Origin of the sequence: Sphingopyxis sp. NFH-91, assembly GCF_021401285.1 — a bacterium.
Lineage (GTDB): Bacteria > Pseudomonadota > Alphaproteobacteria > Sphingomonadales > Sphingomonadaceae > Sphingopyxis > Sphingopyxis terrae_A.
On sequence record NZ_JACBGA010000005.1, the window covers coordinates 230,288 to 247,692 of the forward strand.

A 17,405-nucleotide genomic window follows, 5' to 3' on the forward strand; every position below is an offset into this window, starting at 1 on the left:
TGTTCATCGCACCGATAAGAAGCGGCGCGCATGGAGCGGTGACGTTCGTCCTCCGCGGCCCGCGCCTGATTGGAAAGCTATATCATGATGCCCAGTTTCGTCCCGCCCCGTAAATCAATTGCCATGCTGTGCGGCGCGGCCGCCATGGTCATGGTCGCGGGGTGCGCGAAGGACAATGATATCGACCTGTCGTCGGGCGTCGGCATCACCGCGACGCGCAGCGCTTGTCCGGCGGTTGCCGTGCCGCTGCACACCGGCGACATCACGCTGTTCGATCCGGCGACGAGCCGCGATGCGAGCGCGGTCGACGTCGTCGCGACGATCACCCATGTTGTGCCGCAGTGCAACGACCAGGCGGAGAAAGTCTATCAGCTTGCCGATTTCGACGTCGTGGCGACGCGCCGCGATGCCGGCCCGGCCCGGACGGTCGAGCTTCCCTATTTCGCGACCGTCGTCCAGGGCGGCACCGCGGTCGTGGCCAAGCGGCTCGGCACCGTCACCGTCTCCTTCCCCGAAGGCCAGACGCGCGGCAGCGGCCATGCCCAGGCGGCCGCCTATGTCGACCGCGCCGCCGCGACGCTGCCCGCTGATGTGCAGGAACGCATCAACCGCAAGCGCCGCGCCGGCGATGCCGACGCCGCGATCGACCCGCTGAGCATCCCCGAAGTGCGCGCCGCGGTGCAGCGCGCGAGCTTCGAACTGCTCGTCGGCTTTCAGCTGACGCAGGAACAGCTCGAATATAACGTCCGACGATAGGCGTCGCGGCGGCGCGCATGCGCGCGCCGTTCGCATCCGTTTCACCCTGCGCCGCCATCCGGGCGACGCGGGGCTTTTCGTGCCTGCCAAGCTGCGGTAGGGCGCCGACCGACCTTTTGACCGAAGATTGACCTGACCCATGACCCTGTTCAGCCGTTTTTCCGACCATATCGATACCGCTCTGGATGCGCTTGTCGCGCGCGGGGCACTGCCCTCCGGGCTCGATCGCGGGGCGATCAGCGTCGAACCGCCGCGCGACCCGGCGCATGGCGATGTCGCGACCAACGCCGCAATGGTGCTCGCCAAGCCCGCAGGGACGAACCCGCGCACGCTCGCCGAACTGCTCGTCGGCGAACTGACGGCAATCGGCGAAGTGACCGAAGCGAGCGTCGCCGGACCGGGCTTCATCAACCTGCGCGTCGCCGACGATAGCTGGCGCGGCGAGCTGGCGCTGGTCCATGCCGAGGCGGGCGATTATGGCCGCTCGGCGATGGGCGCCGCGCGGCGCGTCAATGTCGAATATGTGTCGGCGAACCCGACCGGCCCGATGCACGTGGGCCATTGCCGCGGCGCGGTGGTGGGCGACGCGTTGGCGGCGCTGCTCGAATATTCGGGGCACAAGGTCACGCGCGAATATTATGTCAACGACGCCGGTGCGCAGGTCGATGTGCTCGCGCGCTCGGTCCACATGCGCTACCGCGAGGCGCTGGGCGAAGATATCGGCGCGATTCCCGAGGGGCTCTATCCCGGCGATTATCTGAAGCCCGTCGCGGAAAAGCTCGCCGCCGAATATGGCGACCGCTATGTCGGCGCGCCCGAAAGCGCGTGGCTCGGCCTGTTCCGCGCCGAGGCGGTGAGCGCGATGATGGACATGATCCGCGCCGACCTCGCCAAGCTGGGCATCCATCATGATCTCTTCTCGTCGGAGGCCGAGCTACAGGCCGAGGGCAAGCCCGCCGCCGCCGAAAAATGGCTGCGCGAGCATGACCTGGTCTATGACGGTGTGCTCGAAGCGCCGAAGGGCGAGACGCCCGAGGATTGGGAGCCGGTTGAACTGCCGCTGTTCCGCTCGACCAAGTTCGGCGACGATCAGGACCGGCCGATCAAGAAATCGGACGGGAGCTGGACCTATTTCGGCGCCGACCTCGCCTATCATTATCAGAAGGCGCAGGACGCCGACGAATTGATCGACATCTGGGGCGCAGACCATGCGGGGACGGTCAAGCGCATCAAGGCGGCGGTCGCGGCGCTGACCGGCGGCGCCAAGAAGTTCGACGTCAAGCTGGTCCAGATGGTCCGGCTGCTCAAGAATGGCGAGCCGTTCAAGATGTCGAAGCGTGCGGGCAATTTCGTCACGCTCGCCGACATCGTCGATGAGGTCGGCAAGGATGCGGTGCGCTTTACCATGCTGACGCGCAAGGCTGACGCGCAGATGGATTTCGACTTTGCCAAGGTGGTCGAGGCGTCGCGCGACAATCCGGTCTTCTATGTTCAATATGCCCATGCGCGGATCGCATCGCTGAAGCGCAAGCTCGCCGATGCGGGTATCGCTGCGGCGGCGCCCGACATCGCGCGGCTCAACGCCTATGAGCTGGGGCTGGTCAAGCTGCTCGCGCAATTCCCGCGCACGGTCGAGGCGGCGGCGACGGCGCGCGAGCCGCATCGCATCGCCTTTTATCTGGGCGATGTCGCCGCGGCCTTTCATGCGTGGTGGAACATGGGCAACGATCGGCCCGACGCCCGTATCATTTTGGCAAATGACGCCGAACTGACCGCAACCCGCCTTTATTTGGCCGATGGAATCGGGCAGGTTATCCGCAACGGGCTGCACCTGATGGGGGTGGAGGCGCTCGAGGAGATGGCGTGATGGCGACGGATGCGGGATTGGGGCTGGAGGACGAGGATCGCCTGCCGTGGCTGGAACCCGCCGAAGGTTTCGAGGATGATGCCGAAGTCTCGCCCGCGCGCCTGCTCATCATGGTGCTCGGCGGGCTTCTGCTGATCGGTGCTGTGCTCGGCGGGCTGTGGTGGGTCCAGAACGGCGGCGCGCGCGGGCAGGGCGAGCTGATCGTCGCCGACAAGGGCGACTACAAAGTGCCGCCAAAGACCGACGGCGCCAAGACGTTCGAGGGTGAGGGCGCAGCGAGTTTTGCGGCGAGTGAAGGATTGACCCCCGGGGGCAAGGTCGATCCGAGCCGCATGCCCGAGGAACCCGCAGTGACACCCGCCGAACGCGACGCGATGGCGCAGGCCGAGGCCGCGAAGGCGCAGGCCGACAAGGCCGCCGCTGCAAAGGCCGAAGCGGCGCGGATCGCGGCGGCTGACAAGGGCAAGCCCAAGCCCGCGGCGATGTCGGTCAAGACCGGCGAAGCGACAGGCGCGCAGGCCGAGGCGGCTGGCGCCGCGACCGGACTGGTTCAGCTTGGCGCGTTCAGCAGCGAGGCGGCGGCGAACAAGGCGTGGGGCAATCTGAGCAAGCGCTTTGCCTATCTGTCCGAATTGAACCGGTTCGTTTCGCCGGTGAAGACCGGGAGCGGCACCGTCTACCGTTTGCGCGTGGCGACGGGTACGGCGGCTAACGCATCGAATTTGTGCGGAAAATTGCGTGTTGCGGGCGAAAATTGCGTCGTCGTTCGTTGATATCGCCCGTTTTGCCGCACCCGCCGTTGGTTCGCCGCACCGGCTATGGCATAGTCGATCCCTTGGCCGATGCCTGAGGGGGCGTCCGCCGGTGGAGGTTGACGTACGATGATACCCGCGATCTTCGGCCTGTCGGGCCTGACGCTGACCGACGACGAGCGCGCTTTCTTTCGCGACAGCGCGCCCGCGGGCTATATATTGTTCGGCCGCAATATCGAGAACCGCACCCAGCTTCGCCGCCTGACCGACACGCTGCGCGAGCTTGACGGGCGCGCCAATCTGCCGATCCTGATCGATCAGGAAGGCGGCCGCGTCGCGCGCATGAAGGCGCCCGAATGGCCCGATTTTCCGAGCGGGGCGGCGTTCGATGCGCTGTACGAACGCGCGCCGGCGAGCGCGATCGAGGCGGCGCGGCTCAATGCGATGGCGCTCGCCTCCATGCTTGCCGAAGTGGGGATCACCGTCGATTGCCTGCCGCTGCTCGACGTGCGCCAGCCGGGGGCAAGCGATGTGATCGGCGATCGCGCGCTGGGCAGCGAGCCGATGCGCGTTGCGGCGCTGGGCCGCGCGATCCTGAGCGGATTGCAGGACGGCGGCGTCGTCGGGGTTGTCAAACATATTCCGGGGCATGGCCGTGCGCTGATCGATTCGCACAAGGCACTGCCCGTCGTCGATGCCCACGACCGCGAGTTGCAGACCGACCTTGCGCCCTTTGCTGCTCTGCGTGACGCGGCGATGGCGATGACCTGCCACGTTATCTTCAAGGCGTGGGATCCCGATCTGCCCGCGACGCTTTCGCCGACGATCATCGGCAGCGTGATCCGTCAGCGCATCGGCTTTCACGGCCTGTTGATGACCGACGACCTCGATATGGAGGCGCTGTCGGGCGACGTCCCGACGCGCGCGGCGGCGGCGATCGCCGCGGGCTGCGACCTGGCGCTCAACTGCTGGGCGAAGATGGACGACATGGTCGGCATCGCCAACGCACTCGACCCCATCGGCGCGGACTCGCTCGCCCGGCTCGAAGGCGCGATGGAGCGGATCGCCGGGATGCACGACGAGCGCCAGTTCGCGGCGCTGATCGACCAGCGCGACGCGCTGCTGGCGCTGGCGTGATGGCGGGCTGAGGCATCGATGGAGGAACTGCCGCTCGAATATGAAGTCGTGCCGGCAGCGGCGGAGCGCGAGGATGCGCTCCAGCTCAATCTCGAAAGCTGGGAAGGGCCGCTCGACCTGCTGCTGACGCTCGCGCGCAGTCAGAAGGTGGACCTGCGTCAGATTTCGATCCTGGCGCTGGTCGAACAATATCTGACCTTCATCGCCGAAATGCGCGCAAAACTGGAGGTTGCGGCTGATTATCTGGTGATGGCAGCGTGGCTTGCCTATCTGAAATCGGCACTGCTGCTGCCCAAGGATCCGACCGAAGACCCGTCGCCCGACGAACTGGCGCTGCGTCTGCAATTGCGCTTGCAGCGGCTCGCGGCGATGCGCGAGGCGGCGGCGCGGCTGCTGGCGCGTGACCGGATCGGCCGCGACGTCTTCCTGCGTCCGAATCCCGAGGGGTTGCAGGATGTGAAGGTGCGGCGCTGGGATGCGAGCCTGTACGATCTGCTCTCGGCTTATGGGCAGGTCAAGCTGCGCACCGAACCCGTCGTGCATATGGTCGCGCGGCGTCCCGTGGTGACGCTCGACGCGGCGCTCACCCACTTGCAGCGGATGCTGGGCGTCCAGCTCGATTGGGCCGAGTTGTCGGCCTTTCTGCCCCCCGATTATCAAGGGCCGCTGCGCCGGTCGGCGATCGCGTCGAGCTTTGTCGCCGCGCTCGAACTGGCGCGGCAGGGGCGGGTCGAATTGCGGCAGGAGGCGGCGTTCGAGCCCCTCTATCTGAAAGCGAGCCAGGGATGAGCGAGATCGACGACCGCGAACGCGCGATAGAGGCAATGGTCTTTGCCAGCGACGAAGCGCTCGATGCGCGACAGATTGCCGGGCGTTTCCACGACGAACTGACGCCGGGCGAAGTGCGCGCGATTCTGCAGGCGATCGCGGCGCGCCACGCGGGGAGCGGTATCGAACTGGTCGAGCGCGGCGGCCACTGGCATTTCCAGACCCCCGCCGATCTTGCGCATCTGCTCCGCCGCGAACGCGACGATCCGCGCAAGCTGTCGCGCGCCGCGGCGGAAGTGCTGGCGATCATTGCCTATCACGAGCCGGTGAGCCGCGCCGAGATCGAGGCGATCCGCGGCGTTCAGACGTCGAAAGGGACGCTGGACGTGCTGATGGAGGCCGAATGGATCGCGCCTGCCGGGCGGCGCGAGGTGCCGGGGCGGCCGCTGATCTACAAGACCACCGACGCTTTCCTGCAGCATTTCGGGCTCGCGAGCCGCAAGGATCTGCCCGGGATCGAGGATCTGCGCGCGGCGGGCCTGCTCGACCCGGTCGATCTCGCCTTCGATGCGGCGATGGACGAACTGGACCTAGTAAAAGACGGCGAGGAAGCCTAGATAGCGGCCTCAAGGAGAATTTGAGATGGGTAGCTTCAGCATCTGGCACTGGCTCGTGGTCGGGATTCTCGTCCTGCTATTGTTCGGCAAGGGTCGCTTTTCGGACATGATGGGCGACGTCGCCAAGGGCATCAAAAGCTTCAAGAAGGGCATGGCCGAAGACGATGTGCCGCCGCCCGCACCGCGCCAGATCGACGGTCAGCGCGCGCCCGAGGCCACCCCGACCCCCACCGCGGAAACCGAAAACCGCTGATCGCGGCCCGCACGCGGGGGAAGGCCTGAACGATGTTCGACGTCGCGCCGACCGAGTTGCTGCTCGTCGTGGTGGTAGCCCTGGTCGTCATCGGACCCAAGGATCTGCCGAAGGCGATGCGTTTTGTCGGCAAATGGGTCGCCAAGGCCCGCGGCATGGCGCGTCACTTCCGTTCGGGACTCGACACGATGATGCGCGAGGCCGAGCTTGAGGAGCTGGAAAAGCAGTGGCGCGAACAGAATGACGCGATCATGCGCCAGTTCCCGCGCCTCGATGGCGTCGATGCGCCGCCGATGATTCCGGCGACCTCGCTGCCCGACGCGGCGGCGGCCGACGCCGGCGAAACGCCGCCCGTCGATCCCGATCATTCCGCGGCCCTGACGCCGCCTACCGCCGCCCCGTCCGGTACGTCGACCGAAACTCCGCCGGAAACCCACGCCGTTCCGCCGAAGGACGGCCCGTTACCATGAGCGCCGATACGCCGGTTCATAAAGAGGATGAGGATGGCGCGGGCGGCAAGATGCCGCTGCTCGACCATCTGATCGAGCTGCGGTCGCGGTTGCTGAAATCGCTACTCGCGATCGCGCTCGCATTCGGCGTGTGCCTCTATTTCGCGCGACCGATCTTCGGCGTGCTGGTGCACCCGCTCGTCGCGGCGGGGCAGGGCAAGCTGATCTACACGCAATTGTTCGAGGCGTTTTTCGTCGAGATCAAGGTTGCGCTGTTTGCGGCGATGATGATCGCCTTTCCGGTGATCGCCAATCAGCTGTGGAAATTCGTCGCGCCGGGCCTTTATCGCAAGGAGCAGCGCGCCCTGCTGCCCTTCCTCTTCGCAACGCCGGTCCTGTTCGCGATCGGCGCCTCCTTCGCCTATTTCATCACGATCCCGATCGCGCTGAAATTCCTGCTCGGCTATCAGGGCGAGATCGGCGGCGTAACGCAGGAGGCGCTGCCGTCAGTAGGCAATTATCTGAGCTTCGTGATGCAGTTCATCATGGCGTTCGGCATCGCCTTTCTGTTGCCGATCCTTTTGATGCTGGTCGAGCGCGCCGGGCTGGTGACGCGCCAGCAGCTGATTGGCGCGCGCCGCTACATGATCGTCGCGGCGTTCGCGATCGCCGCCGTGTTCACGCCGCCGGACGTGATGAGCCAGCTCCTCCTCGCGGTGCCGCTTGTCTTCCTTTACGAGATTTCGATCTTTGCGATCTGGTTTACCCAGCGCCGACGCAAAACAGGCGCCGAAGCGGCGCCTGTCGAGCCTCCGGAAGAGGCTAAAGGGTAAGTAACCTGCCGATCAGTGAATGGCGTCGTCGCCAGCTTGGCCGACCGATTCGATATCGCGGCCGACGCCCTTCACCGTGTTGCAGCCAGCGACCAGAAAGCTGGCGAGCAGGGTAAGAAGGATTACGCGAGCACTCGTCATAGTCTGTCACCTCTCACGGGATTTTTTGCAAAATGGCCCGGCGCGCTTCGAGGGGGGGGGGGGAGGGAATGCGAGCCGGGCCAATGTTGCTGAGCAGCGCTGCGGGGGGGCGATGATCGCTGCTCAAATGGGAAACCCGCGTTGCGAGGGATAAGTTCCGCAAAAAAATCGCCGCGATGAAAAAATTTTCGGGGAGCCCGGCGAAGCGTGCAAATCCAGCGATTTGGGTCAGCCCATCGCCGTCAGGCCGCTTAGCACCGCAAGCCCGAGGAACGAGAAAAAGCCCATCATGTCGGTCATCGTCGTTACAAAGACGGCCGACGATACCGCCGGATCGATGTCGAAGCGGTCGAGCGTTACCGGCACCAATATGCCCGCGAGCCCCGCAACCAGATTGTTGATGAGCATAGCGGAGGCGATCACCGCACCCAGAAGCGGGTTGCCGAAGATGAGCGCGGTGCCAGCGCCGATCAGAATGCCGAGCGAGAGGCCGTTGACTGTCGCGATGCGAAATTCGCGCAGGATCATGCGCATGGTGTTCGACGCGGTAAGCTGATTGGTGGCGATCGCGCGCACGGTCACGGCGAGCGTCTGGGTTCCGGCATTGCCGCCCATGCCCGAGACGATCGGCATCAGCACTGCGAGCAGCGCATATTTGGCAATGGCGGTTTCAAAGATGCCGACGACCGATGCTGCGAGCATCGCGGTGCCGAGATTGACGACCAGCCAGCTCAGCCGGGTGCGGATGGTCAGCGTGATCGGTTCGTTGATGTCGCCGTCGCCGGCACCCGACAGGCGCAAAATATCCTCGCCCGCCTCTTCCTGGATGATGTGGACGACGTCGTCGACCGTGATCATCCCGACGAGCCGCCCCGCCCTGTCGACCACCGCGGCCGAGATGAGCGCATATTTCTGGAAGCGCAGCGCGACCTCTTCCTGGTCCATGTCGACCGGGATCAGCGTCTGCTCGCGCTTCATTATGTCATTGATTGCGACGCTGCGCGGCGCCCGCAATATCCAGCTCAACTGGCAGGTGCCGACCGGGCGGTGCATCGGGTCGACGACGAAGATTTCCCAGAAGTCGGTGGCGAGATCGACATCCTCGCGCAGCCGGTCGATGACGTCGCCGACGGTGACATGTTCGGGCACCGCGACGAATTCGCGCTGCATCAGGCGCCCGGCGGACTCCTCGGGAAAGGAGAGGGCGTCCTCGATCGCGGCGCGATCTTCGGGCTCCATGGCGCGGAGAACGGCCTGCTGCTCGTCCTCCTCCATATCCTCGATGATCGCAACGGCATCGTCGGTGTCGAGTTCGGACGCGATTTCGGCGACCTGTTCGGGCGCGAGCAGATCGATCAGCCGCTCGCGCACATAATCGTTCATTTCCGCCAGCACGTCGGGCGACAGAAGGTCGCCGAGCACCTGCGCCAGGAGCGGGCGGTCTTCGTCCGAGACGAGCTCGAAAAGGTCGGCGATGTCGGCAGGGTGCAGGCGGCCGACGCGTTCGCGCGCCGCCTCGACCTCGCCCTCTTCGGCAAGATCGATGACGTCGCGCACGAACGCGGGTTTCAGGCGATCGTCTTCGTCGAGTTCGGTTTCGGTTTCGCGCGGGGGATGGCCGGGGTCATGATCGAGCCCGTCGGCGGTGAGCACGTCTTCGGGCGGCAGGGAATCTTCGCGTTTGTCCATCGCGCGGTCCTCCCTGGCTGCTACGGCGTCGAAGGCCCTCCACTAGTCGCGGACGCGCGTCATGGCAACGCTGCAGCCGAATTTAGTGCGTGGCATTGGCGCGGCGCGCCGCTATGGCGGCGCCAACTCATTCGAAGGAGAGACACCATGTCCGAACAGACCCTTACCCTGTCGCTGTCGACCGGCGACGTCGTCATCCGCTTGCGCCCCGACCTCGCGCCCCAGCATGTCGAACGCATCACCCAACTCGCGCGGGAAGGCTTTTACGACGGCGTCGTCTTCCACCGCGTCATCCCCGGCTTCATGGCACAGGGCGGCGATCCGACCGGCACCGGCATGGGCGGCAGCAAGCTTCCCGACCTGCCCGCCGAATTCAACGCCGAACCGCATGTCCGGGGCGTCTGTTCGATGGCGCGCGCGCAGAATCCGAACAGCGCGAACAGCCAGTTCTTCATCTGCTTCGACGATGCGCGCTTCCTCGACCGCCAGTATACGGTGTGGGGCGAAGTGATCGAAGGCATGGAAAATGTCGACGCGCTGCCCAAGGGCGAGCCGCCGCGCGAGCCCGGCAAGATCGTCAAGGCGACGGTTGCGTAACTCGCTCCGTCATTGCGAGGAGCCGCAGGCGACGACGCAATCTCCAGCTGTCGGCATGACGTTACGATGGCTGGAGATCGCCACGCGCCCTGCGGGCGCTCGCGATGACGATTTGGCTTTCATCATTCTCCCACGAACCCGTTCAACCGTTCGCAAGCGGCGATCCAGTCTTCCTTGAACGCCTGGACGACCTGGCCCGCGCTCATCGCCTCGTTCATCAGGCCGACGCCCTGGCCGACCCAATAGGTTGCGAGCTGCTTGGCGCCTTCGTGACCGCCTTCGGACAGCTTGTCGACCTTGCGCAGCGCGGGTTCGCTGACCAGCGATTGCAGCGGCATCGGGAGCGGTTTCGGCGCGCCCTCGGCCTCCCACGCATCGGTCCAGGGCGAGCGGAGCTGACGCGAGGGCTTGCCCGTCCGGCTCTTCGATCGCACCGTGTCGCGCGACGAGGCGGCGAGCATTTTTTCCTTCACCACCGGATTGGTCTCGGCTTCCGACGTGGTCAGCCACACCGATCCACACCAGGCGCCATGCGCGCCCATCGCCATCGCTGCGGCCATCTGACGCCCGGTGACGATGCCCCCCGCAGCGAGGATCGGCGTCGTCGCGCCGACGGCATCGAGCGCCGCAGCCACCTCAGGCACCAGCACCATCGTTGCGACCTCACCGCAATGGCCGCCCGCTTCGCCGCCCGCAACGACAAGGATATCGACCCCGGCGCGGACCTGCGCCAGCGCATGATCGCGGGTGCCGACGAGCGCGGCGACCGGCACGCCGTGCCGCTTGCCGAGTTCGAGCATCAGTTGCGGCGGCACGCCGAGCGCGTTGGCGATCAGGCGAATCGGATGGCGAAACGCAACTTCGAGCAGCTTCGCCGCGCCTTCTTCATGCATATTGTCGCCGAAGCTCTGCCGCGCTTCGGTCGCACCGTCGAGGCCGGCCGCATCGACGCCGAATTTGTCGAGCACATCGGCCGCGAAGCCGAGATGCGTCTCGGGCACGCGCGCCGCGCCCGCCGCCGGTGCCTCGCCCTTGCCGGCGAAGCTGTTGGGGACGATCAGGTCGACGCCATAGGGCTTGCCGCCGATGTGCGCGTCGATCCACGCAAGCTCTTCCTCAAGTCGCTCGGGCGGCAACGAAGCGGCGCCGAACACGCCCATGCCGCCGGCTTTCGACACCGCGACGACGACGTCCCGGCAATGCGAAAAGGCGAGCAATGGAAATTCGATTCCGAGCATGGCGCAGATGGGCGATTGCATGTCTCTCTCTCCAATTTGCTATTTGCACCCATGTCAGCGCCAGTTGACGTAAACGTCAAGTTGATTTGCGCCCGCCACGCTTTATCGCCGGGGCATGACCGGATTTTCCTTACCCGATTTCGACCTCGACGCCTTCGTCCGTGCGACGCTTGCCGAGGATATGGGGAGCGGCGGCGACATCACGTCGATGGCCGTCATCCCCGCCGACGCCGTTTTCACCGGGGTGATGGACAGCCGCGATGCGATTAGCGTTGCGGGGCTGCCGATCGCCGAGCGATTCTTTCGCGCGCTGGCGCCCGATATGGTCATCGAGATTCTGGTCGAGGAGGGCGCATGCGTTCCCGCCGGCACCGACCTGATGCGCCTTTCGGGCAATGCGCGGGCGATGCTGACCGCCGAACGGTCGGCGCTCAACACCGTCCAGCATCTGTCGGGCATTGCGACGATGACGCGTAGCTATGTCGATGCGATCGCCGGCACCGGCGCGACGCTGCTCGATACGCGCAAGACGATCCCCGGCCTGCGCGTGCTGGAGAAATATGCAACCCGCATGGGCGGCGCGACCAATCACCGCATGGGCCTTTGGGACGCGGCGATGATCAAGGACAATCATGTCGCGGTCGCGGGATCGGTCGAAGAGGCGGTGCGCCGCGCGGTGGTGGCGGGAATCGCCGATATCATCGTCGAGGTCGACCGTATCGACCAGGTCGAGGCCGCGTTGGCATCGGGCGCGACGCATCTGCTGCTCGACAATATGACCCCCGACCAACTGCGCGAGGCGGTGGTGATCGTCGCCGGGCGCGTTCCGACCGAGGCGTCGGGCGGGGTGCGGCTCGACACGATTGGCGCCATCGCCGCGACCGGCGTCACCTTTGTTTCGGTCGGGCGCCTGACCCAGTCGGCGCCGGCGGCCGACATCGGGCTCGATTTTGCGCTCGTCTGATACGCCCTCCCTATCCGCTCGCCCTGCGCTTGTCTGAAGGGTGGACCTTCATCATCCTTGGCAAGGAAGAACGGTGTTTCGACAGGATCAGCACGAGCGGAAGATAGGAAAGGCGCTTCTGGCGCTGACTCTGCTGCTCGCCCCCGCGGCGGCGCAGGCGCAATCGCTGGCCTGTGCCGCGCCCGACCGGACGCCGGTGCCGCGGATCGAGCGGCCCGCGCGCGGCGAACCCGTCCGCAAGCCGCCGACGACCGGCTATCTGCTGAGCATGAGCTGGTCCCCGCAGCATTGCGCAGGCGCGCGCAATCCCAAGGATGCACGCGACCGGTTCCAATGTTCGGGCGAAAACGGGCGTTTCGGATGGGTGCTCCACGGTCTGTGGCCCGAGACCGACACACCGGCCTATCCCCAATGGTGCCGTCCCGCGAAGATCGTCGCCGCGCCAGTGCTGCGCCGCCATATGTGCATGACCCCTTCGGCGCAGCTTTTGCAGCATGAATGGGCGAAGCACGGCACCTGCATGAGTTCCAACCCCGCCGCCTATTTTCGCGCCGCCGAAATCCTGTTCCGCGCCGTGCGCTTTCCCGACATGAAGGCGCTGTCGGGGCACGTCCGCACCGCGGGCGACGTGCGGCGCGCCTTTGCGAAGGTCAATCGCGGCATCGATGAGCGGATGATCGCGGTCGCGACCGATCGCGGCGATTGGCTGACCGAGGTACGGCTGTGCCTGGGGCCGCGGATGCGGCCGCAGGCGTGCAAACCCTTTCGGCGCGGCCTCGCCGATGCGCGCGCGGTGCGCGTGCGGCCGATGGATTAACACCTGCAGGGCAAGGCGTCCCGCGCCGGGACGGCGGCGATGTTAACACTCTTTTAACCTTATCGACTCGTTAACGGGCGCCTAGCCTGCCGGGCATGGATTCGGACGAGCATATCGACATCCGCGAGCGCATCCGCGCTTATGGCGCCCGGCAACTGGTCCTTGCGCGGCTGAGCGCGCCGGAGGATTGGCAGGGCGAATTGCGTGGCGCGCTTGCGGCGCAGCGCGAGCGTCCCGCGCTCTGGTCGCGCGACAGCGATTTTCGTCTGTTCGCGGAAAGCTTCGCGATCTTCTTTACCGCGGCGATGATGTTCCTGATCTGACGGCGGACCGCCGATCGGGCCACACTGCTAGAGAATCTCGCGCACGACATCCTGCGGGCGGCAGAAGCGGACGCCCTTGTCGGTTTCGACGAAGGGGCGGTTCACATAGGCGGGGTTGGTGACCATCGCCGCGATAATTGCTTCTTCGTCGGCGTCGGGCAGGCCGCGTTCCTCGGCATCGGTGCCGCGCAGGCGCAGCGCGTCCCGCGCGCTCAGACCCGCGTCGCGAAACAGCTGGCGCAGCTTGTCGGCGCTGTAGGGCGTTGTCAGATATTGAATCACCTCGACATCGACGCCGGGGGTTTCCTCGAGAATCGCCAGCGTCTTGCGCGAAGTGCCGCAGGCGGGGTTATGCCAGATGGTTGCCTTCATGGCGCAGTTCCTAACGGGAGCGTAATGGAACGTAAACGCACTATTCATGGCATATATGGCACATTTGCCCGCATGAAGAGGCTTGGACTCCTTGCCTTTGGCGCCCGAACCACGGCTTATAGTCTGCCGAGGGACCGCCAAAGGCGGCAATGAGGGCTGGGTTGCACGTGAAAGAATTGATCGATCGCAGGGCTATGCTGGCGGCGATGGCGGGCGCGGGGGCGCTGGCCGCGACATCGGCGCGCGCAGCCCCACTTCCGGACTGGATCACCGGGCATGGGCAGGCGGCGACACCGCCGCCGGTCGACTATCTGGCCGTCGCGCGGCAACAGCTGGCGCGGCAGGGCAACCGGATCGCGCAGGCCGACCGTGTCGGGATCGTCGATTTCGGGCTGCCCTCCTATCGCCCGCGCTTTGCGCTCGTCGATCTGATCGCCGGCAAGGTGGACATGTATCCGGTCACCCATGGCCGCGGATCGGACCCGCAGCATGACGGATGGCTCAAGACCTTTTCGAACGTCCCCGGCTCACTCGCCTCGTCGCGCGGCGCCTATCGCACGAGCGATTATTATTGGGGATCGAACGGATCGTCGATGCGGCTCGCGGGGCTGGAGGCCGACAACAGCAATGCCGACATGCGCGCGATCGTCGTGCATGGCGCCTGGTACGCCGAGCCGTCGCTGATCGCGACGCAAGGCAAGCTGGGGCGCAGCGAGGGCTGTTTCGTGTTCGGAGAGGAGTTGCTGCCGCAAATTCTATACAAGCTGGGGCCGGGCCGATTGCTCTACGCCGACAAGCTGAGCTTAGCGCCCGCGTCTCCGCCGCCCTTCGAATTGCCGCCGGTCGCCGACAATATCATCCGCACCGGCGCCACCCAGGGATCGATGCCGACCAAGGCTGATTGAGAATTCTCGGGTTTCATGCCCGAGGATGTCAACGCAATGTCATCCGATTCCGAAAGGAAGAACGGAGCCGGGGGCATCGCCGCCCGGTCGCCGCTTGATCAGTAGATTGCGCCTTTTTCGGGTTTGGGCGCCTGCACCGTCTGCGTCGTCGGAACGACCGCGGGCGGCGTCGGCGAAATCACCACGGCAGCGGCGCGGCCGGGCTTGGCGAAGCTCGTCACCACCGGCGCGTCGCGGCCGTAAAGGTCGTTCAGCTTCTTGATGCCGCCCTTGCCGTCGGGGACGACGGTCCAATAAGCGACATAGACGGGGAAGGGCTTTTCGAAGCCGAAGCGCGTCGTCTTGCCGCTAGCGACGACATCCCCGAATTCCTCGGGCGTGCGGCCGGCGAACATCACCGCCATCAGGCCAGAGAAATGCAGCGCCTTTTCGGTGCGGATGCAGCCGTGGCTGAAGGCGCGCGAATCCGCGGCGAACGCGCCCTTCGAGGGCGTGTCGTGCAAATAGATGGCGTGCGGGTTCAGCATTTCGAGCTTCATGACGCCCAGCGCATTGTTGGCACCCGGCTGCTGCACCACTGACAGCGCCTTGCCGCTGCCCGTCCAGGTATAGCCCTGCGCGCGGGCGCGCGCCGGATTGGTCGCAATCGTCGATCCGATGCCTTCGGCGATGATGCTCTTGGGCAGCGTCCAGGTCGGGTTGACGATGATCCCCGTCGCCATGGGGTTGAGCTGCGGCGTCGGGGTCGACGGTTTGCCGACGACCGCCTTGTGCGTCGCGATGACGACGCCGTCATGGACGACGCGGGTCAGATATTCGGGCACGTTGCTGACAACATAGCCTTCGCCAAGATCGCGCGGCATCCAGCGCCAACGTTCCATGTTGACGCGGATCGCGTTGGCGTCGGTGGGCGTCTTTGCGGTCTTGAGCGCGGCTTTCAGCACCGCGAAATCGGGATGGACGGGGTCGAGGCTGACCAGCGCCTGCGCGACGTCGTTCGCGGTGAGCGCGCTGCCGAGCAGCGGGATCAGCGGTTCGGTCTGCGCGTCGCCATCGGTCATGAACCATTGTTTGCGCGCAGCATTGGGCGTGCGGCCGTCGCGCATGTGCGTGGCGAGCAGCAGAAAGCTATCGGTCGCGACCTTGTCGAGCGTGATCTGATTGCCGCCGTCGATCGCGGCCTTCAGCGCTTCGGGATTGTAATCCTTGGGGAACAGGCCTTCATCGCCCGCCGACTGGATGAAGGCGAGCAGCGCCCTGGCATTGTCGACGCTCCAGCTCGGCAGATTGGCCTCGGCGACCGTTTCGATCTCGGGCGCGTCATCGGTCACCTTGTCGGGTTGCAGAACGACCGAGTCCTCCTTGACGCTCGTCTGTGCGGCGACGGGCGCCGCAAGCAGGGTCAGCGGGAGGATAAGCGCCGCGGCCGGGCGCACGTAAAGGGGGAGATTTCTGGCCATGGTTAAGGCCCATAGCCAATAATCCCCCCGTGCGAAAGTGAGCTGGGACACAATCCGTCGTGTCCGCGCGCGAACCCGGCGTCGATGGGGGCAGCGTCAGGCCTTGTTGTCGGCATCCTGCTTCGCCAGCCATTCCTCCAGCCACTTGATCGTATAATCGCCGTGGATGACGTCGGGATCGGCGAGCAGCGCCTGATGCAGCGGAATGTTCGTCTTCACCCCGCCGATAACCATTTCCTCGAGTGCGCGGCGCATCCGCATCATGCAGCTTTCGCGCGTGCGGCCATAGACGATCAGCTTGCCGATCATGCTGTCGTAATAAGGCGGGATCGAATAGCCGGCATAAAGCCCGCTATCGACGCGCACATGCATGCCGCCGGCGGCATGATAATTGGTCACCTTGCCCGGTGAGGGCAGGAAGTTACGCGGATCTTCGGCGTTGATCCGGCATTCGATAGCATGGCCGCGGAATTCCAGCTCGTTCTGCTGCACCGAAAGACCCATGCCGTCGGCGATACGGATCTGTTCGCGGACGAGGTCGAAGCCGGTGATCATCTCGGTCACCGGATGTTCGACCTGGATGCGCGTATTCATTTCGATGAAATAGAATTCGCCATTTTCCCACAGAAACTCGATCGTCCCCGCGCCACGATAGCCCATCTTTGCCATCGCATCGGCGCAAATGCCGCCCATGCGGGCGCGCTCTTCGGCCGAAATCACGGGCGAGGGGGCTTCTTCGAGCACCTTCTGGTGGCGGCGCTGCAGCGAACAGTCGCGTTCGCCGAGATGGATGGCGTTGCCCTTGCCGTCGCCGAAAATCTGAAATTCGATGTGGCGCGGGTTGCCGAGATATTTTTCCATATAGACGGTCGGATCGCCGAACGCCGCCGCAGCCTCGCTCGATGCCTGACCCATGAGGCTTTCGAGGCCGGAGGGGTCGGGGACGACCTTCATCCCGCGGCCGCCGCCGCCCGACGCGGCCTTGATCAGCACCGGATAGCCGATTTCCTCGGCCATCCGTTTCGTTTCCTCGCCATAGGTGACGGCGCCGGGCGAACCCGGCACCACCGGGAGACCGAGCGCGACAGCGGTGCGCTTCGCCTCGACCTTGTCGCCCATGGTGCGGATATGTTCGGGCTTCGGCCCGACGAAGATCATGTCATGCGCTTCGATAATCTCGGCAAAGCGCGCATTTTCCGACAGGAAGCCATAGCCGGGGTGGATGGCGTCGGCGCCCGTCACTTCGGCAGCCGAAATGATTGCCGGGATGTTGAGATAGCTGTCCTTCGCCGCCGGCGGGCCGATGCAGACGGCTTCGTCGGCCAGGCGGACATGCATCGCATCGGCGTCGGCAGTCGAATGGACCGCGACCGTCTTGATGCCCATTTCGTGGCAGGCGCGGTGAATACGCAGCGCGATCTCGCCGCGGTTGGCGATGAGCAGTTTCTCGATGGCCATCGGCGGTCC

20 protein-coding genes are annotated in these 17,405 nt (G+C 65.4%); 14 read left to right on the top strand and 6 right to left on the bottom strand.

Translation table 11 applies throughout. The features are described 5' to 3' along the window. The first annotated feature begins 144 nt into the window (after positions 1-144). The 9 genes from L0963_RS12890 to tatC all read left to right on the top strand — a co-directional run bounded on the left by L0963_RS12890 (position 145) and on the right by tatC (position 7,432). Positions 145-756: a hypothetical protein gene (locus L0963_RS12890; protein WP_234179888.1), complete on the top strand. Its 612-nt coding sequence runs from the start codon at positions 145-147 to the stop codon at positions 754-756. A gap of 139 nt (positions 757-895) precedes the next feature. Continuing rightward, entirely contained in the window at positions 896-2,623 is a 1,728-nt protein-coding gene (gene argS, locus L0963_RS12895; protein ID WP_234179890.1) for an arginine--tRNA ligase, read from the top strand. Further along, on the top strand, positions 2,623-3,396 hold the full coding sequence (locus L0963_RS12900) for an SPOR domain-containing protein (RefSeq protein ID WP_234179892.1): 774 nt from the start codon (positions 2,623-2,625) through the stop codon (positions 3,394-3,396). The genes argS and L0963_RS12900 overlap by 1 nt, the downstream gene beginning before the upstream one ends. A 108-nt stretch (positions 3,397-3,504) precedes the next feature. Then, positions 3,505-4,512, top strand: coding sequence for a beta-N-acetylhexosaminidase (gene nagZ / locus L0963_RS12905; protein WP_062902769.1), 1,008 nt, complete (start codon positions 3,505-3,507; stop codon positions 4,510-4,512). 18 nt (positions 4,513-4,530) lie between these two features. Then, on the top strand, positions 4,531-5,301 hold the full coding sequence (locus L0963_RS12910) for a segregation and condensation protein A (protein WP_234179894.1): 771 nt from the start codon (positions 4,531-4,533) through the stop codon (positions 5,299-5,301). Then, positions 5,298-5,897 (top strand): SMC-Scp complex subunit ScpB, encoded by a 600-nt coding sequence (gene scpB, locus L0963_RS12915; RefSeq protein WP_062765402.1) that lies wholly within the window; start codon positions 5,298-5,300, stop codon positions 5,895-5,897. The genes L0963_RS12910 and scpB overlap by 4 nt, the downstream gene beginning before the upstream one ends. Before the next feature lie 25 nt (positions 5,898-5,922). Beyond that, positions 5,923-6,150, top strand: coding sequence for a twin-arginine translocase TatA/TatE family subunit (locus L0963_RS12920; protein WP_062765399.1), 228 nt, complete (start codon positions 5,923-5,925; stop codon positions 6,148-6,150). A 32-nt stretch (positions 6,151-6,182) separates the two neighbouring features. Next, positions 6,183-6,620 carry a Sec-independent protein translocase protein TatB gene (gene tatB / locus L0963_RS12925; RefSeq protein WP_062902767.1) on the top strand — a complete coding sequence of 146 codons (438 nt, stop codon included), beginning with the start codon at positions 6,183-6,185 and terminating at the stop codon, positions 6,618-6,620. Next, positions 6,617-7,432 (top strand): twin-arginine translocase subunit TatC, encoded by an 816-nt coding sequence (tatC, locus tag L0963_RS12930; RefSeq protein WP_003047782.1) that lies wholly within the window; start codon positions 6,617-6,619, stop codon positions 7,430-7,432. The genes tatB and tatC overlap by 4 nt, the downstream gene beginning before the upstream one ends. Positions 7,433-7,444: 12 nt before the next feature. On the opposite strand, the gene L0963_RS12935 is transcribed toward tatC, so the two are convergent. Together L0963_RS12935 and mgtE are read right to left on the bottom strand one after the other, a co-directional pair. Further along, positions 7,445-7,573 (bottom strand): entericidin A/B family lipoprotein, encoded by a 129-nt coding sequence (locus tag L0963_RS12935; RefSeq protein WP_003047780.1) that lies wholly within the window; start codon positions 7,571-7,573, stop codon positions 7,445-7,447. Positions 7,574-7,801: 228 nt separating this feature from the next. Further along, positions 7,802-9,262, bottom strand: a complete 1,461-nt coding sequence (gene mgtE, locus L0963_RS12940) for a magnesium transporter (RefSeq protein ID WP_234179896.1) — start codon at positions 9,260-9,262, stop codon at positions 7,802-7,804. Between the two features lie 147 nt (positions 9,263-9,409). Between mgtE and L0963_RS12945 the strand changes: the two genes are divergently transcribed. After that, complete coding sequence (locus tag L0963_RS12945; protein ID WP_234179898.1) at positions 9,410-9,859, top strand: peptidylprolyl isomerase; 450 nt, start codon at positions 9,410-9,412, stop codon at positions 9,857-9,859. 122 nt (positions 9,860-9,981) lie between these two features. On the opposite strand, the gene L0963_RS12950 is transcribed toward L0963_RS12945, so the two are convergent. Continuing rightward, positions 9,982-11,118 (bottom strand): NAD(P)H-dependent flavin oxidoreductase, encoded by a 1,137-nt coding sequence (locus L0963_RS12950; protein WP_003047772.1) that lies wholly within the window; start codon positions 11,116-11,118, stop codon positions 9,982-9,984. 94 nt (positions 11,119-11,212) lie between these two features. On the opposite strand from L0963_RS12950, the gene nadC reads away from it, so the two are divergent. The 3 genes from nadC to L0963_RS12965 all read left to right on the top strand — a co-directional run bounded on the left by nadC (position 11,213) and on the right by L0963_RS12965 (position 13,201). After that, positions 11,213-12,061 (top strand): carboxylating nicotinate-nucleotide diphosphorylase, encoded by an 849-nt coding sequence (nadC, locus tag L0963_RS12955; RefSeq protein ID WP_234179900.1) that lies wholly within the window; start codon positions 11,213-11,215, stop codon positions 12,059-12,061. A gap of 73 nt (positions 12,062-12,134) precedes the next feature. Next, positions 12,135-12,878: a ribonuclease T2 family protein gene (locus L0963_RS12960; protein WP_234179902.1), complete on the top strand. Its 744-nt coding sequence runs from the start codon at positions 12,135-12,137 to the stop codon at positions 12,876-12,878. A gap of 95 nt (positions 12,879-12,973) precedes the next feature. After that, positions 12,974-13,201: a hypothetical protein gene (locus tag L0963_RS12965; RefSeq protein ID WP_062902765.1), complete on the top strand. Its 228-nt coding sequence runs from the start codon at positions 12,974-12,976 to the stop codon at positions 13,199-13,201. 27 nt (positions 13,202-13,228) lie between these two features. On the opposite strand, the gene L0963_RS12970 is transcribed toward L0963_RS12965, so the two are convergent. Continuing rightward, positions 13,229-13,573: an arsenate reductase family protein gene (locus L0963_RS12970; RefSeq protein WP_062902764.1), complete on the bottom strand. Its 345-nt coding sequence runs from the start codon at positions 13,571-13,573 to the stop codon at positions 13,229-13,231. Between the two features lie 167 nt (positions 13,574-13,740). Here L0963_RS12970 and L0963_RS12975 point away from each other — a divergent pair, with 167 nt between their 5' ends. After that, positions 13,741-14,478: a murein L,D-transpeptidase catalytic domain family protein gene (locus L0963_RS12975; RefSeq protein ID WP_234179904.1), complete on the top strand. Its 738-nt coding sequence runs from the start codon at positions 13,741-13,743 to the stop codon at positions 14,476-14,478. Between the two features lie 98 nt (positions 14,479-14,576). Here the strand turns inward: L0963_RS12975 and L0963_RS12980 are convergent, their stop codons facing one another. After that, positions 14,577-15,938, bottom strand: a complete 1,362-nt coding sequence (locus tag L0963_RS12980; protein WP_186402307.1) for a L,D-transpeptidase family protein — start codon at positions 15,936-15,938, stop codon at positions 14,577-14,579. Positions 15,939-16,034: 96 nt separating this feature from the next. Further along, positions 16,035-17,396, bottom strand: a complete 1,362-nt coding sequence (gene accC, locus L0963_RS12985) for an acetyl-CoA carboxylase biotin carboxylase subunit (RefSeq protein ID WP_058812720.1) — start codon at positions 17,394-17,396, stop codon at positions 16,035-16,037. Between the last annotated feature and the right edge of the window lie 9 nt (positions 17,397-17,405).